At 45.4% G+C, this 16,074-nt stretch carries 14 protein-coding genes and 5 tRNA genes; 1 reads left to right on the top strand and 18 read right to left on the bottom strand.

Going from position 1 to position 16,074, the window contains the following annotated elements:
• Positions 1 to 338 precede the first annotated feature (338 nt).
• From ACQY33_RS01940 to ACQY33_RS01865, 16 genes are all read right to left on the bottom strand, one after another.
• A complete protein-coding gene (locus ACQY33_RS01940; RefSeq protein WP_428073469.1) occupies positions 339 to 1,355 on the bottom strand; it encodes a hypothetical protein in 1,017 nt (338 codons plus the stop codon).
• A 65-nt stretch (positions 1,356 to 1,420) separates the two neighbouring features.
• Positions 1,421 to 2,530: a hypothetical protein gene (locus ACQY33_RS01935; protein ID WP_428073468.1), complete on the bottom strand. Its 1,110-nt coding sequence runs from the start codon at positions 2,528 to 2,530 to the stop codon at positions 1,421 to 1,423.
• A 1-nt stretch (position 2,531) separates the two neighbouring features.
• Positions 2,532 to 3,542, bottom strand: a complete 1,011-nt coding sequence (locus ACQY33_RS01930) for a hypothetical protein (protein ID WP_428073467.1) — start codon at positions 3,540 to 3,542, stop codon at positions 2,532 to 2,534.
• A 174-nt stretch (positions 3,543 to 3,716) separates the two neighbouring features.
• Positions 3,717 to 4,886 (bottom strand): hypothetical protein, encoded by a 1,170-nt coding sequence (locus ACQY33_RS01925; protein WP_428073466.1) that lies wholly within the window; start codon positions 4,884 to 4,886, stop codon positions 3,717 to 3,719.
• 2 nt (positions 4,887 to 4,888) lie between these two features.
• Positions 4,889 to 6,046, bottom strand: a complete 1,158-nt coding sequence (locus tag ACQY33_RS01920) for a hypothetical protein (protein ID WP_428073465.1) — start codon at positions 6,044 to 6,046, stop codon at positions 4,889 to 4,891.
• Positions 6,043 to 7,122 (bottom strand): hypothetical protein, encoded by a 1,080-nt coding sequence (locus ACQY33_RS01915; RefSeq protein ID WP_428073464.1) that lies wholly within the window; start codon positions 7,120 to 7,122, stop codon positions 6,043 to 6,045. The genes ACQY33_RS01920 and ACQY33_RS01915 overlap by 4 nt, the downstream gene beginning before the upstream one ends.
• Before the next feature lie 205 nt (positions 7,123 to 7,327).
• On the bottom strand, positions 7,328 to 8,002 hold the full coding sequence (gene rplA, locus ACQY33_RS01910) for a 50S ribosomal protein L1 (RefSeq protein ID WP_428073463.1): 675 nt from the start codon (positions 8,000 to 8,002) through the stop codon (positions 7,328 to 7,330).
• Positions 8,003 to 8,060: 58 nt separating this feature from the next.
• Entirely contained in the window at positions 8,061 to 8,495 is a 435-nt protein-coding gene (rplK, locus tag ACQY33_RS01905) for a 50S ribosomal protein L11 (RefSeq protein ID WP_428073462.1), read from the bottom strand.
• 41 nt (positions 8,496 to 8,536) lie between these two features.
• Complete coding sequence (gene nusG, locus ACQY33_RS01900; protein ID WP_428073461.1) at positions 8,537 to 9,070, bottom strand: transcription termination/antitermination protein NusG; 534 nt, start codon at positions 9,068 to 9,070, stop codon at positions 8,537 to 8,539.
• A complete protein-coding gene (gene secE, locus ACQY33_RS01895) occupies positions 9,070 to 9,258 on the bottom strand; it encodes a preprotein translocase subunit SecE (protein ID WP_428073460.1) in 189 nt (62 codons plus the stop codon). Before secE ends, nusG begins: the two co-directional genes overlap by 1 nt.
• A gap of 28 nt (positions 9,259 to 9,286) precedes the next feature.
• Positions 9,287 to 9,361 (bottom strand) — tRNA-Trp (locus ACQY33_RS01890).
• Positions 9,362 to 9,368: 7 nt separating this feature from the next.
• Positions 9,369 to 9,527 carry a 50S ribosomal protein L33 gene (rpmG, locus tag ACQY33_RS01885; protein ID WP_176778179.1) on the bottom strand — a complete coding sequence of 53 codons (159 nt, stop codon included), beginning with the start codon at positions 9,525 to 9,527 and terminating at the stop codon, positions 9,369 to 9,371.
• Between the two features lie 116 nt (positions 9,528 to 9,643).
• Positions 9,644 to 10,834 carry an elongation factor Tu gene (tuf, locus tag ACQY33_RS01880; RefSeq protein ID WP_428073459.1) on the bottom strand — a complete coding sequence of 397 codons (1,191 nt, stop codon included), beginning with the start codon at positions 10,832 to 10,834 and terminating at the stop codon, positions 9,644 to 9,646.
• Positions 10,835 to 10,893: 59 nt separating this feature from the next.
• Positions 10,894 to 10,966 (bottom strand) — tRNA-Thr (locus ACQY33_RS01875).
• Positions 10,967 to 11,006: 40 nt separating this feature from the next.
• Positions 11,007 to 11,079, bottom strand: a tRNA-Thr gene (locus tag ACQY33_RS01870).
• Between the two features lie 25 nt (positions 11,080 to 11,104).
• A tRNA-Gly gene (locus ACQY33_RS01865) sits at positions 11,105 to 11,175 on the bottom strand.
• Positions 11,176 to 11,600: 425 nt separating this feature from the next.
• Here ACQY33_RS01865 and ACQY33_RS01860 point away from each other — a divergent pair.
• Positions 11,601 to 11,672: transfer RNA gene (locus ACQY33_RS01860), tRNA-Cys, on the top strand.
• A gap of 339 nt (positions 11,673 to 12,011) precedes the next feature.
• On the opposite strand, the gene ACQY33_RS01855 is transcribed toward ACQY33_RS01860, so the two are convergent.
• Entirely contained in the window at positions 12,012 to 12,458 is a 447-nt protein-coding gene (locus tag ACQY33_RS01855) for a GNAT family N-acetyltransferase (protein WP_428066972.1), read from the bottom strand.
• 415 nt (positions 12,459 to 12,873) lie between these two features.
• Positions 12,874 to 16,074: an efflux RND transporter permease subunit gene (locus ACQY33_RS01850; RefSeq protein WP_428073458.1), complete on the bottom strand. Its 3,201-nt coding sequence runs from the start codon at positions 16,072 to 16,074 to the stop codon at positions 12,874 to 12,876.

Here is a 16,074-nt window from a genome sequence, read left to right as displayed (position 1 = left end):
GCATTGGTTTAAGACCCCTATGTCCATGGCGTTGTTGGCCGATACCGTATCATACGCTACGTACGGTACCGGAAAGTAGGACACCATCTTCATGGTGTTTTTGGTTTGTGCCGCATATGCAGGCATGCACAAAACAGCCGCAGCCAAGGCAGCCGCTATTTTTTGATACATACCAGACCTCCTTTATTAAGGCCTAATGGCCGATTACAGGCATTTTTACCAAACAGATACTTATAAAAACCCTAACCTGTTAATCCCCACTGTATCAAAAAAAAAAACAAGTCAAGCAAGTGTTAAAACTACCTTGCTTGACTTGCATTTCCATAAAAAGGATCAAACTATTTGGCTTTTTTAGAGGAGGCTTTTTTTCTGATTTCCTTTACAATAGACCGGATAACCGTATGATCCGCTTTGGACCCTTTACGGACGAATTGAGGATAGGCATCTTTAAAATCCAATTGGTAATAATCGCTGCCCATTACTTTTTCCATAAAAGAACGCATGGGTTTATTAAAAGCGCTGAAAAGGAAGAAATCATACGCCATTGCTTTTGTTTTGCCTGTTTTAAGGTCTGTTTGATCCGTATTGACGTATAAATTAGCAGACACCATCCCCACCAACTCTCCTGTATTACTCATCACGCCGGAGCCGCTCATGCCATTGCGTATACCAAAATTTTTAGTATATCCAAACCCTAAATCATTTACATAATAAGCCGCGTTAGGATTGGGTTTAACATCACGTACCCCGTCAAAAATAGAAATAACAGAAAGTTTCCTGTCTAATTGGTAGGTAGCATCATCAAAAGTAAGAATAGGAGGCAAATCCCCGCTGAGCACGCGGCGCAATTTAGAGGCCGCCCGGCGGTTTTTATTTAGGAACCGGTCAAAAGTTTGCTTGGAGACGGGCTCCCCGGGTTTTACATTTGGAACCCGGCGAAAGTAGGAATAAGAAGCGCGGTGCAAATCCAAACGGATAAGGGCAAAATCGTCCAAGGCGGGGATTTCTATTTTATAATCCGGATGAATAAACACCGCGGGTTTTTTAGGGGTAGATTTTACCATCGCCAAGGCGGTATAGTCCTCATCCAACAAATCCATATAAATATTGCAGCCGCTTTGGGCGCAGGGCAACACACAATGCGCCGCCGTGGCAAACCAGCGTTTACCAATGCGGGTGGCTTGGCATTTTTTCCAACCGGTATTTTTACCTAAAGGCTGGATTTGGTATTCAAAAGTATGGTAAAAATCTTCCGCAGAGGTATATTGGGACGCATCTGTAACGGATATAACCCCCACCTGCCCCCAAACGGGCAAACAACCAAAAATAAATAATAATGTAAAAAATAATTTCATATTGGCTTCTTCGTCTTTATTATAGCAAAAGCAAAGAAGCTGTTTAGCAAAGACAAAAACCGTTTTTAATCTGTTGGAGAAGGAAGGATATAAGCCGCATCAAACCCCGCAATGCGGCCCCAGCGGGGGTTATTCCAAGTAAGTAAAGCGCCGGGAAGTACAAAACGGGCTTGGCTAGCCGCGTGAAAAATGTGGTTAAACTGCGGATTTTTATATACACTAAAAACAAAGGTTTTCCCCGGCGGAAATTGCCTGGAAACAGAAAAGGGCGCTTGATAGTCCACATGCCCGTTGCCCGCATAAATAAAAAACACCGCTTGGGGATATTTGCGTTCCCAAGCCCGTATCCGTTTTTCCCAATACATATTACGAAGACGCATTCCCTCTCCCGTCCGCTGGGCGGGATAGGTATAGCCATTTATCCCAACAAATTGACGATCATCCACGGAAGAATGAACTTCTTCTAAACCTGCAAAAGGAATATAATGCCAAGCCAAGACATCAAAAAATTTTTTAAAATCTTTAAAGCGCTCTTCCTCGTTAAAGGGAGTAAATTGCAATCCTTTGTCATGCTGGAATTCCGTCAGTACAATGATTTGCTTTTCCGGGTGCTGTTTTTGATATGTCAAAATCACGTTTAAAAATAATTTCCGTATTTCTTCCAGGCCATGCGCTTCCCCCAAAAACACATATTTAGCCGAATCCGGAATACACGGCATGTTTTCCTGAAAAGAAATACGCAGCTCTTTTTCCATTTTCGGCATAAAGTGCCGCAAGCGGGACCAAGCATGCTCCAACCGCACGCGGGCTGCAAGCATATAACGGTTATTGGAATAAACCCACGCATTATCTATACGTGTGTCCAACTCCTGCCAAGCGTCCGGCTCCCCCACCGAATATACCGGGAGCAGATACTTAAACTGATTTTCCATAAACAAAAAGTCATCCGTATGACGGCTTTGCCAATGATAGTGTAAATTTATAGCAAGCACAACTCGTTTATATAAAAGGTGCGTTAACTGGGAATTGCTCTCTTTCCCGGCCAGCATTTTATTCATCTGGCGTAAATTGCGCCATTTGCCCGCAAGCCAGCCCTGCCCTTCCGCCAAACCGGGAAACAGCAACAGCACAGCAAGATACAATAAAGCACCTCTGCAAAAAAAGTTGTCTTTCATACTATAAGCCCGTTGTTATTTGCACGTCAAAACCCGCTATATGGGCTAAATTTTTATCTTTCCACGCCAATACCGGCGCTCGCACCTGATTATCTGATAAAATATCCAACAAAGCAGAGCGGGAAGCTATAAAATGGACCACAAATGTTTCTGTTGGGTTAAACGCATTGGCCAAACTAAACGGCATGATATACCCCGTATGCCATGCCCCGGCATGAATAATAAATAAAGCCTCGGGATATTTTTTGCGGTAATTTTGAATGGTTTGCAGCCACGCCGTATTACGCAAATAAATGCCGCTTAAACTCTTCCATAACGGAACGGGATATAGTTGCCCTTGGGCATCTTGCAAAAGAATATCCGCCTCTGACCAAATTTCCTCAATTTCCAACCCTTTAATGCCCACCCCATTATGATACAGCCAAGAAAAAATATCGTAGTAATTCTTATCTTGTCCGGAAACATGCATCAGCAGCAGGGTGGCGGCTACGCAGGAATCCCGCGGAAGCATTTCCGTAAAATAAATAATAGGACGTTTGGGATCCCGGGCCTGGATTTCTTTTATAAAATCCAACACGGCAAAAGACACTTGTTGCGAATTGTGTTCCTCCCCTATTAAGATTTGTTTGACTTGAGGAGAGACCATAGCGGCCGCCTGCCGGGGAATATTTCCAGCAGAAAACACTTCCCGTTTTTCCATCAGTTGCCGTACGTTGGCCCGTATATCCGCCCGAATTTGTTTGCGCCGCTGAACCGTTCCCGCCGCTAAGCGGTTGTGCAAAGAGACCAAATAATTTTTAAAAGACGTATCGGAAGCTTTCTTTAAGGAGGGGTATCTTTGATACAACATGCCAGACAGTTGGTCCGTCCAATTATCAACATCCACGGCCGGCATCTCCGTATCATCCACTAAAAGAGGCAGCTGGTCCGCCGGGGTTTTGAGATAGAATCTCTCTCGCGATTTTTTTGCCCGCTCCAACAAAATTTGTTTTAAAGAAGACCTTTTTAACACTTGGCCGCGTTGGAACGATTGAGACTTTGCTTCTCCGCGCTTATAATAAAGAGAAAGCTTTTTCCAAAACGAGCCCTGCGCTTGCCCTAATGCGGGGAGCGTGAACAGACAAACAACAAATAAAAAAATCCATTTTTTCTGCATTTTTTCTTTTCTCTTCTATATAAACAAGGCTTAATCCACCTTTATTTGCGCGTCACAGCCCGCCAAATAGGCCAGTTGTTTGTCTTTCCAACCCAACAGCGGGTAACTATATTTACCGCCGGAAAAGGCATGAAATATACTTCCCTCGTTTTTCAATACTCTTAATACAAATGTTTCCTGGGGGGCAAACATCTTGGATATATTAAACGGGGCGTTATAGTCTGTATGTCCATAGCCGGCGTGAATAATAAACAACGCATGGGGATAGCTCTTTCGGGCGGAGGCTATTACCCGCAGCCAGGATTGGTTACGCAAATAAACGCCGCCTAAACTCTCCCACAAAGACACTTCGTATGGTTTTAGTTGAAATAAGTTTCCCACAGATACTTGCGGGGGTTGGAACATCCATACCCAACTGGGCTCCAGCCCTATAATGGGAATATCGCAACGCTTCAGCCAATCAAAAATATGATAATAATGAGCATCTTTTGGCAACAGACGCATAATAGACAATAAATAATCAAGGTCTACATTTTGGGGGATAAACTCCGTCAGATAGACAATTTGCCGCCCTGGATTCCGGGCTTGCACCGCCTGGATAAAAGACAGTATTTCTTGGGATATCTTCTCCACGCCGTGTCCCTCTCCTATTAAAATTTGTTGGGTATTAGGGGGAATCCTCTTAGCCGCTTGCAAGGCAAAAGGTTCCTGGGTCAGGGGGAGAATTTCACTTTGCAATCTGGCTGAATTTTTTTGGAGATCTTTTCTTAATTGGGCGCGTTCTTTAAGAAGAGTAGCCGCCAAACGGTTATGCAAAGAAATAACATAATTCTGTTGAGCGCGCGGTCCGGCAGCCAGCAGCCAAGGTTGATCTTGAAACAAGGCTTGGCCCAATTCCGGCGGCCACTCCTTGAAAAACACCAAGGGGTATTCATTAACAAATAATAACCCTCCTATTTCTATCAGGCCGCCCTTATGATAGATTTTTTTATTCGCTCGCCATACTCTTTTATTTAATATTTTTTCTATCTGTTTGGGCTGCAGTACTTTGGCGCGCTGGGAAGCCGCGCTCTTTTTAAAAAAGTTTTTATAAGCGGGCAACAGCTTTTTCCATGGGCCGGGCTCCCCATAGCTTATATCAAAAAATAACAAAGAAAACACGGGCAGCAAAACAATAAATAATTTTGCTATCTTATGCATAGTTATTGTAATTTAAAGCGCGCGTCAAACCCGGCAATACGGGCCATATCCGGGTTAGGCCATACGATAAAACGTTTTGACGCAAATTGTTCCGGGTTAAACGCGTCCAGCAAATCACTCCGGGCAGGCTGATTATTATAAATTTCATACGGTTGGAAAGTAGCCACAAAAGTTTCGTCCTTAGGAAACAACACGCTTAAAGAAAAAGATTCCGTATACGTTACGTGGGTTGCCCCCGTATGAAAGATAAATACGGCGTCCGGATATTGGGACCGCAAGCGGTCTATCTCCTGTTTCCATATCAAATTGCGCACACGCAGCACTTCAGGGGAAAACCACATCTTTTCTTTTTCCGTCGTTCCATTGGGTTTATTTACCCACATAACAGGAAAATTTTTATTAAGCAGCCATACAGGGTCTAACCCCACCACGGGTATTTTAAGAATATCCGCTATTTGCCAAATGGAATAATATTGCGGGAATTTTCTCAATTTCCAACGGTAGGCGGCTGTTTGCGTGTTGGGCAGAAACTCCGTTAGCAGAATTATTTTCCGCTTGGGAAAGCGGAGGCGATATTCTTGCAAAAAATCTTTTATGGCCCCCTGAATGACGGGAAACCCATGCGTTTCCCCTAAAAAAATATATTTATGTTTTTCCTGCACGATGGAAACCAGCTCTCTGCCCGGATATACGGCGGTTGGACTATAAAACCCTTTCATTAAATCTTCTTTGGCTTCATTCATTCGTTTAAGCGCATTTCTCCGTGCGACCGCCGTTCTGGATACGGCGCGGTTATGCGCCGCTATAAAATAGTTCCTCTTTGCGGAACGGGACAAAGTTTGAAACAGCTCGTTATCTTCATACGGCCCGGATTGGGAAAAAGAAAACGGCCACCCTTTAATGCGGTGAATAGGCGCCTCCCCATCCAGCATACATTCCCCTATCTCCCCCGAGCAAACCTGCTGCGCTTTCTTTAAAGAAAGCCTTTTACGCTCCAGCAGCAATTTATTGGCTTGTTTCACGGTGATAGCTCTGCGGGCGGATTCTTCTTCAGCGGAAAAGATTTTTTTCCAAAAAGCTTTTTTCCAAACAGCTTGGGAATGCGCCTCAGCCGGGAACAACACCGCACATAATAAGAATATAAAAAACCACTTTTTCATCTTACCTCTCCAGCGGGAAGGACGGCGCTTACATCAAACCCCGCCAAACGCGCATATTTAGCGTCCTTCCAATACCAAACCCCCGGGCCGGAAAACAAACCGCCAAAAGCTCTGTCAAAAGGAGTAAAACGGGAACGCCGGCCCACAAAGAAATCTATCGCAAAGGTTTCTTTCTCCGGGAAAGCCGCCGCCACAGAAGCGGGAAGGTTGTATTCCGTATGCCCCAGCCCGGCATAGATAAAAAATACCATATCCGGGTAGGTTTCATGCATGGCTTTTATCTGTTTTACCCAATGTTGATTGCGCGTACGCACGGCTAAAGCCGTTGAAGACAAAAAAGCCGTACCGGTTTTTTCCGTAAATATTTCATGGGCCGCCTGACTATGCGCCAAAGGCTCCTCCAGCCCAAAAACAGGAATACGCCACTTCATTAACAAATTAAAAAAATTTCTTTTGCTGGTAATACGTTCATCCATTTCTCTGGGCAAAAGGGAAACATTGGTATCTAACACAAACTCCGTAAGCAACATGATTTTCTTTTCCGGATAGCGTTTATGATAACGCGCTAAAATATACAAAATCTGTTTCTCTATAACAGGCTGATGATGCGTTTCCCCCAGAAAAATAAACTTGGCGGACGACGGTATCAAAGACACTAAATCCGCCGAACGCGCATACCGCAAAGAGGCTTGTATTTCCTTATGCTGCGCGCGCATGCGGCGTACCGCATGGTCCACAAGCAGGCGGGCCGCCAATTCCAACCGGTTGTTGCGCAAAACGGCCGCTTGTTCAAACGCGTTATCCGCCCGGGCCTGCACCCTAAAACTCCAGGGCAAGATATCTTGGGAAGAAAAATGCATAAACGGGGCTACCGCATCTATAGCGGCATAGGTACGGGCTAGCTCTTTTTGTGCTTTTATCCCATTTTTAGCCATATTTTCCCCTTGACGCATTAACACTTTGTGCATTTGGGCCCACTCCTGCGCATACAAAAAAGAACAACAACTAAAATAAAATACCAATGCCAGCCAACATCCTTTTTTAATACCGCACGGAGTTATTTTATAATGGCTCATATTATTATGATAGATAATCTGTATAAATACAGCCAGGGCCATTGGGCCCATCTACCGCTGGGTCTTATGGTACTGCCCTAAAACACTGTTTGAAAAGACGCGGCGCTGTGACAAAAATCCCGTTAAATAATCCAAAATTGGGCTAGTTTATTATAAATAACAAAACCCCTCCTTACGGGAGGGGTTTTAGTGCAAAAGAGAGTTACTATTTGGTGGTTACAAACACGCCGGGGCCCATGGTGGAGCTTAAAGAAACGCTCTTTACATAAACGCCCTTAGAGGTGTTCGGTTTTACACGAAGGATCGTGTCCATCACAGCTTTTGCATTTTCAGCCAATTTGGCGGCGTCAAAAGAAGCCTTGCCAATAATGGTGTGTACGATACCGTAAGCGTCGGCTTTAAAGTCTACGCGGCCGGCCTTTAAGTCTTTAATTGTGTTGGCTACGTCAAACGTAACGGTACCCGTTTTGGGGGTAGGCATTAGCCCGCGGGGGCCCAACACTTTGGCGGCTTTGGCCAAGTCTTTCATGGTATCCGGGGTGGCAACTAAAACGTCAAAGTCAATTTTGCCTTTCATTACTTCTTCCACAATGTCTTCCGCGCCTACGCGGTCGGCACCGGCCTTTTGGGCTTCTTGGGCGTGTTCGCCCTTGGCAATAACGGCAATGCGTTTGGTTTTGCCCGTACCATGCGGCAATACTACGGCAGCACGAACCATTTGGTCCGCTTTTTTCGTATCAATACCTAAGCTGACGTGCAATTCAACGGTTTCGTCAAATTTGGCTTTGGCATTGTCTTTTACGATTTGAGCGGCTTCCGCCAAGGTATATACTTTGGCTTTATCATATGCTTTTCTAGCTGCTTCAATTCTTTTTCCCATTTAAAATCTCCTTTAGGTACAAGCGGACCGGGACGGCCCTCCCTTTTACCTTCAAAATTTATTTTACTACGTCAACACCCATACTGCGGCAGGTGCCTTTTACCATTTCCGCGGCTTGTTTGATGTCTTTGGTGTTTAAGTCAGGCAATTTCTGCGCGGCGATTTTTTCGCACTGCGCTTGGGTAATCTTGCCTACTTTGTCTTTGTGGGGCTGGCCGGAACCTTTGGCCACGCCGAGTTCTTTTACAATAAGTACAGCCATGGGCGGCATTTTGGTGATGAAAGTAAAAGAGCGGTCTTCATACACAGTGATAACGACCGGAATCTTTACCCCTTTTTCCAATTTAGCCGTTTTGGCGTTGAACTGTTTGCAGAACTCCATAATGTTCACGCCATGCTGACCCAAAGCAGGCCCCACAGGCGGGGCCGGGTTGGCAGCACCGGCAGGAATCTGCAATTTAATGTATCCTTTAATTTTTTTCTCTTTTGCCATTTTTTTGTTACTCCATATTTTTACTGCTTACTGCGGTAAAACTAGTTTTTCTCCACCTGCAGGAAATCTACTTCCACAGGGGTGGCGCGGTCAAACACGGTTACCATCACTTTCAGTTTGTTTCTTTGCTCGTTTACTTCTTCCACCACGCCAATAAAGTGCTTGAACGGGCCTTCGGTAATGCGTACGCTTTCGCCGCGTTCAAATTCTACCATGTGTTTCGGTTTGCCGCTGGTATTATCGGTCAGTTCCACAATACCGGCAATTTCTTCTTCCGGCAACGGAACCGGGTTGGGATCGCCCAAAAAGCCGGTAACGCCGCTGATATTGCGGATAAACCAGTATGCTTCGCTGGTTAACAACATCTGCACCAACACATAACCGGGGAAGAATTTGCGTTTGCGTAAGATTTTCTTGTTTTGTTTTACTTCTACTACTTCTTCGGTAGGAACCAAAACGTTAAAGATGCGGTCCCCAAAGTTTTGGGAATCCACATTTAAGAGAATTTTTTCTCTTACTTTGTCTTCATGACCGGTTTGGGTATGCACGACGTACCAGCATTTTTCTTCAGACATTAGCGTCCTCCAACGATGAGCCCCAGCACTTTGGTAAGGCCAAAGTCTATAATGCTGACGTACGCGGCTAAAATAGCCACCACTATGGCTACCAAAATGGTGGACTGCACTACTTCTTTGCGCGTCAGCCAGGTGGATTTTTTAAGCTCGGCTACCGATTGCTTCAGAAAACTGATTGCTTTGTTCATAAAGTTATCCGTTGTTCTTAAATAAAACTGGCAGGAGCGGAAGGACTCGAACCTTCAGTCCCGGTTTTGGAGACCGGTGGTTTACCAGTTAACCGACGCTCCCACTAAAATTAAGCCTTGCTTTCTTTGTGCTTGGTGCTCTTGCCGCACTTTTTGCAGAACTTGTTCAGTTCCAGCTTATATTCTTTCTTTTTGCCGCGGACCTGATAGTAATTCTTGTTTTTGCATTCCGTGCAGGCCAGCGCAATGGTGATTCTTTCAGTTGCCATCTTAATTTTCCTTAGATAGTCTGGGGGCTTTGCCCCCGCATGAAGTTCACTTTTAAGGATATCTGCAGGGACATTGTGTTACCAATGTCCCTGCAACAGTGAACTAAACAATTTTACTACTCAATAATCTTGGTGACGACGCCGGCGCCTACGGTGTGGCCGCCTTCGCGGATGGCGAAGCGCAAGCCTTCTTCCATGGCTACGGGAGTGATAAGTTTCACTTCAATTTCGGCGTTGTCGCCGGGCATGATCATGTCTTGTTTGAAAGTAAGTTCACCGGTTACGTCCGTGGTTCTCAAGTAGAACTGCGGTTTATAACCAGGGGTCAGCGGGGTGTGGCGGCCGCCTTCTTCTTTCTTCAAGATGTAAACTTGCCCGATGAAATGTTTGTGCGGGGTTACAGATTTGGGAGCAGCCAATACCTGGCCTCTTTCAACCTGGGTTTTTTCAATACCGCGCAACAAGATACCTACGTTATCGCCGGCGATACCTTCGTCCAGCAATTTGCGGAACATTTCAATACCGGTGGCTACGGTGTTCATGGTGTCGCGGAAACCGATGATTTCCAACGGATCACCCACGTGCACCTTGCCGCGTTCAATTCTGCCGGTGGCTACGGTACCGCGGCCGGTGATGGAGAATACGTCTTCCACAGCCATCAAGAACGGTTTATCGGTATCGCGTTTCGGTTCAGGAATCCAGGTATCCAAAGCTTCCATCAATTTGTGGATAGAGGGCTCACCCAATTCGCTTTGATCTTCTTCGATAGCTTTCAAAGCGCTGCCGCGTACGATCGGGGTGTTGTCGCGGTCAAATTCATATTTGCCCAGCAAATCGCGGATTTCTTCTTCCACCAAATCCAACAAATCTTTATCGTCTACGAGGTCCACTTTGTTGAGGAATACCACTAACCGCGGTACGTTTACCTGTTTGGCCAAGAGCACGTGTTCGCGGGTCTGAGGCATCGGGCCGTCAACAGCGGAAACCACCAAGATAGCACCGTCCATCTGGGCGGCACCGGTGATCATGTTTTTAATGTAATCGGCGTGGCCGGGGCAGTCGATATGAGCGTAGTGTCTGTTATCGGTTTCGTATTCCACGTGGGAAACGGCGACGGTTACGATCTTGGAAGCGTCGCGGACTACGCCGCCTTTGGCGATATCGCTATAAGCCATGGCTTTGGCTTTGCCTTCTTTGGCCAACACTTTGGTGATAGCGGTGGTTAACGTGGTCTTACCGTGGTCTACGTGGCCAATGGTACCGACGTTAACGTGCGGTTTGCTTCTGGAAAATTTTTCCTTTGCCATTTGTCTAGTTCTCCTGTTTCTAATGTTTACTTCTTATTGTTTAGTTGTTCCAAAACCAAAGCTGGGAGTGGGAATCGAACCCACGACCTTTTCCTTACCATGGAAATGCTCTACCGACTGAGCTACCCCAGCATAGTAATACTGCCGGGTCCTAACTAATGATTTCAAAACAAGCTGGGAGTGGGAATCGAACCCACGACCTTTTCCTTACCATGGAAATGCTCTACCGACTGAGCTACCCCAGCAAATTCCCTTTACTTGGGATTAAAAAGCGGGCGATGGGAATCGAACCCACGTATCAAGCTTGGAAGGCTAGTGTTCTACCATTGAACTACGCCCGCAATAAGACAGCACTTTATTATACCAAAAAAAAACTCCCAAAGGAAGATTTCCCTGGTTCTGAAACCGCTGCCTGTGCGGGACGGATCCGTTCCATCCGCTTTTATTACTGCTTTTATTGTACCAAATAATGAAGCCTGCCGCATGCCCTGGTTAAGAAAAAGGCTCGCTGCCGCGCTTTTATACGCAAAAAAGCGGACGCGCCCATAACGCGTCCGCTAATAAAATAAAAATAGGGAGGCCGTTTCCCCTACAAGAGGCTCACCCAAAAACGGGTCTGGTTTGGCACTCCCATACTGCTATTATAAAAACCTTATTCAAAATTTCAAGACCCAATTTTACCGGTCGCATTAACCTTGTGATAAAATTATTTGCAGACGGTATTTTTTTTGATATAATAGTTATGTTCAAAATTTTTGATGTATACGGTGCGGTGGCCAAGTGGTAAGGCGTGAGTCTGCAAAACTCATATTCGCGGGTTCGATTCCCGCCCGCACCTTTTTTATTTTCCCTTTTTACTTATAAAAAGCCCGCTTGAAAGAGCGGGCTTTTGTAGTTTTTTGTCCAGTTTGATTTGTACGGCTAGATAGATTATTTTGGTAAAGTTGGCTTTGTGTGGGCGTTTTCGGGTCGGAAAAATTAAGTGTTCCAAAAAAATCAAACTGGAAAACTGGACTTTTTCTGGACTGTACGGATAGATTGAGATTTGTATATTATCAGTGAGATACGCACCAAATTTGAACTATACGGATAATTTGATTATTTTGGAACAGTCCAGTTCCGCAAACTTTTAAAAATTTTAAAACAAAATCGGAAGTTTTTTCTTAAGGTTGGAATATTATAAAATTTTCTTTAAATAAATCATATCTACCAACTGCTTTTCATTTTCAAAAATTGGGTGCGGGTAGTTATCAATAAAAAAGTTTTTTAGTCTGTGAGTTTCTTGAAAACCTTGTTTTTTATAGAATTTCAAGGTATTGTTATTTTCTCCGGTTCCAAGGATTAAATATTTAAAATTTGTTTTATATTTATTACAGACAAAATTAATCAATGCTGAGGCATAGCCTTTATTTTGATACTGCGTATAAGTTGCAAGATTTTTTATTTCAACGGTTTCCTTATCAATCTCCATAACAGCACAGATTGATGTCAAGATATCATTATCGTACAAAGCAAAAAGTTTTGACGATTCCAGATATTTGTTAATCATTGCTTTATCTTCATCGCCGATTAATAGAATATCCATATAATCCTTTTTATTCGTAGTTATTTCTTTAATTTGCATAAGTTAAATATATCATAATTGATACAAAACCGAAACAAAGGTCGGAAATAGGGGGATAATGCTTTGTTCTCAGAGTTAATGTGTATGTACCCAATGAAATAGAATATTATAAGAAATCCGTATTAAAAACAGGGTTTTATTAAGAATGTATTAATGAAAACATTGCTCATTTGTTTAACATTTTAAATTTATTTTGCCCGAAATAATCAAACTATCTGTAAAATATAATCAAACCATGTGTTCTTTTATAGCTTTTTTGTTCCCTCTTTTGCAGACAAAAAGCGTTGCAAAAAGAGAACCCCACAAAGCGAGTGTAAAAACAGTAGTCCTAAAACGAAAACTTCCACTATCTTCCGCCTACAATAAAAAAGCCGGGTTTATAGTAAACCCGGCTTTAGACTGTTTTTCCAAGAGGTTAATCCTCTTCTGGCGGTACTTCTGACAAAATCACATCCTTATTTTTGTCTTCTGGTATCGGAATGCCAAAAAGCTTCAGGTTCAGCCAATCACCAAATTCGTCCAACAGAATATAGGTTACAGGCGTCATCAGCAGGGTAACCAATAAGGACAGCGCCTGCCCGCCCACAATAACGATGGCCAAACTGCGGCGTTCCTCCGCGCCTGCCCCGTTGGAAATAATCATCGGGGCCACACCCATAATCAGGGTGAGCGTGGTCATCAAAATAGGGCGCAAGCGGACGCGGTTGGCCTGCAAAATGGCTTCCGTACGGCCATAGCCGCGGGCACGCAGCTGGTTGGTATAGTCCGTTTGCAAAATAGCGTTTTTGCTGACTACGCCCACCAACATGAATATACCCAGCAAACTATATATATTCATGGTTTGCCCAGTAAGCAACAGCGAAAGTACGGCAAAAGGAACCGTCAGCGGCAAAGACACAATAATGGCCACCGGGTGGGTATAGCTTTCAAACTGGGCGGCCAAAATCATGTATTTAAACAAGAAGGCCAAGAAGAAAGCCATTAAGAAGGACATGAACATCTTGCCCATTTCTTGAGAAGCCCCCGTTACACCTCCGGTATATTCCACCCCGGCGTGCAGATCCTTGAAAGCCTTCTCTATAATAGCCAAAGCGCTGCGCTGGTCAATCCCGTTCAGGTTGGCCTGTACGGTTACCTGGCGCTGGCGGTTAAAGCGGTCAATCTGGCTGGGGCCGGTGCCTTCCTCAATAGTGGCTACCGAGTCCAAACGCACGATATCGTCATCGCCGTTATCAGCCGGAATCATCAAAGCGGCAATAGCTTCTTTGGTGTCGCGGTATTCCTCGCCCACGCGCACGCGGACTTCGTACAAATCATCCCCTTCTTTATATTTGGTGATGTCGTCCTCGCCGCCCACCATGGTGCGCAGCGCCGAAGCGATATCAGACACTTTAACACCCATATTATAGGCTTTGTCACGGTTGATGACTACGCGGTATTCCGGTTTGGACAAGTCCAAAGACAAGTCCAAATCAATAAACCGGGGATCTTTGGAAAGCTGGGCAATCATGGTGTTACCATAATTGGCAAGCTGGTCCAAATCCGGGCCGGAAAGCACGTACTGGATTTCATAAGAACCCGCGGAAGGACCGTCACTCACAATATAAGAAGTGGTTTGCAGGCCTTTGTATTTTTTCATCATTTGGCGGGTTACTTCCAAATAATCGTTGGTGGTTAACCCTTCGCGTTTTTCACGGTCTTCCAATTCATAGCGGACATAGCCTTTGTTGGCGGGGTTAGAGTCGGCAAAGCTGTTGCTGCCCACCCCGGCCACTACCAACGTGTCTTTTACATGCGGCAAGCGTAAAATATCTTTTTCAATTTGGCGCAAAATATCCAAGGTATCGCTGTAGCTGGTACCCACAGGGGCTTCCACGGTTACTTGCACCTTACCGCTGTCGTCCACCGGGATAAATTCCCCCCCTACTTTAGCCAGCATGGGGAAAAGCATGGCTATACAGAACACCGCCACTGCCACCATGATTTTACGGTGGTGGATAGACCAGTCTAACAGCGGGATGTACCAATCCACCAATTTTTTATTTACGCCGTCTACCACATGGTCCAGTTTGGTTTTGCCCTGCCCCTGTTTTAACATTTTGGCGCAAAGCATAGGCGTCAACGTAAGCGCCACCACCCCGGACAAGGCGATAGCGAACACCACCGTCATACCGTAGCTGTTTACCACGCGGCCGATAATACCGCTCATATACGCCAACGGCAAGAAGATAACCAAAATGGAAAGCGTGGTGGCCACAACCGTAGAAGTAATTTCACGCGAACCGTCCAACGCGGCGCGCATAGGGGTTTTGCCGTATTTTTCCATATGGCGGAAAATGTTTTCCAACATCACGATGGCGTCGTCAATCACGATACCTACGGCTACGGTTAAACCCAACAGCGTCATGGTATCAATGGTAAAACCGCTCATTTTCATAAAAATGAACGAACCGATGATGGAAATAGGCATAGCCAAGAATGAAATAAACGTGGAGCGCAAAGACCCCATGAAAATAAGCACCATGACCCCCGCCAAGAAACCGCCCAGCACCAAGTGTTCCAGCACCGTGTGCACGGAAGCTTTAATGTTGCCGGATTGGTCCATCATAAGTGAAATGCTGATGTCTTTGGGCAGCGTGGGCTTAATTAAATCCAGCTTGTCTTTTACCCCTTGCACCACCGCCAGCGTGTTGGTACCGGACTGTTTGGTCACTTCCAACGTAACAGAACGGCGCTTATTCAGCCAAGTGGATTCGCGTTCGTATTCGCCGGAATCTTCCGCGTAGCCGATATCGGAAATTTTGATGGACGCGCCTTTGCGTTTGGCAATAAACACGTCATTAAAAGCCTCTACCGTGGGGATACGGCCCAAAATACGCAAGTTGTATTCCTGGTGCTGCTGTTCCACGCGCCCGCCGGGAATTTCCACATTCTGCTCGGACAGGGCTCGGGATACGTCGCTGATAGGCAAGTTCAAAGCAAACAGTTTAAACGGATTGACGATGACGTGAATTTCGCGTTCGCGTCCGCCCACGATGTTTACAGAACCCACACCGCGGATGTTCTCAATGTTTTCTTTTACTTTCTTTTTGGCTACTTCGGTTAAGTCCACAATATCGCGGTCGCCGGACACCACTACGTTTAATACGGCAATAGCGTCCATATCCAGTTTCTGCACGATAGGGGCTTCCGTTCCTTCCGGGAGATCGTTTTTAATCAGCTCCACTTTATCGCGCACTTCTTGGGCGGCCACGTCGCGGTCTTTGTCCATGTCAAACTTAATGCTGACCAAAGACGCCCCTTCCATGCTTTGGGATTTAATTTCATCAATCCCTTCCACCTGGTTGACGGATTCTTCAATTACTTTGGTAATAGAGGTTTCTACCTCTTCCGGATTGGCGCCGGCCAAGGTGGTCTGCACCAATACATAGGGCACGTCAATATTGGGGAACATCCCCACGCCCATGCCGGAATAAGACATTAGCCCCAATACCACCACGGCCACACACATCATAATAGTGGCTACCGGGCGGTGAATAAAGATAGACGTTAACCCGCCTTTTTTAGCCGGGCCGGCAGGCTGTTGCTGCGCTGCGTTTTGTTTTTCTTCTTCCAT

This window comes from Candidatus Avelusimicrobium aviculae, from assembly GCF_949292495.1.
Lineage (GTDB): Bacteria > Elusimicrobiota > Elusimicrobia > Elusimicrobiales > Elusimicrobiaceae > Avelusimicrobium > Avelusimicrobium aviculae.
This window is presented reverse-complemented; position numbering and strand designations above follow the sequence as displayed.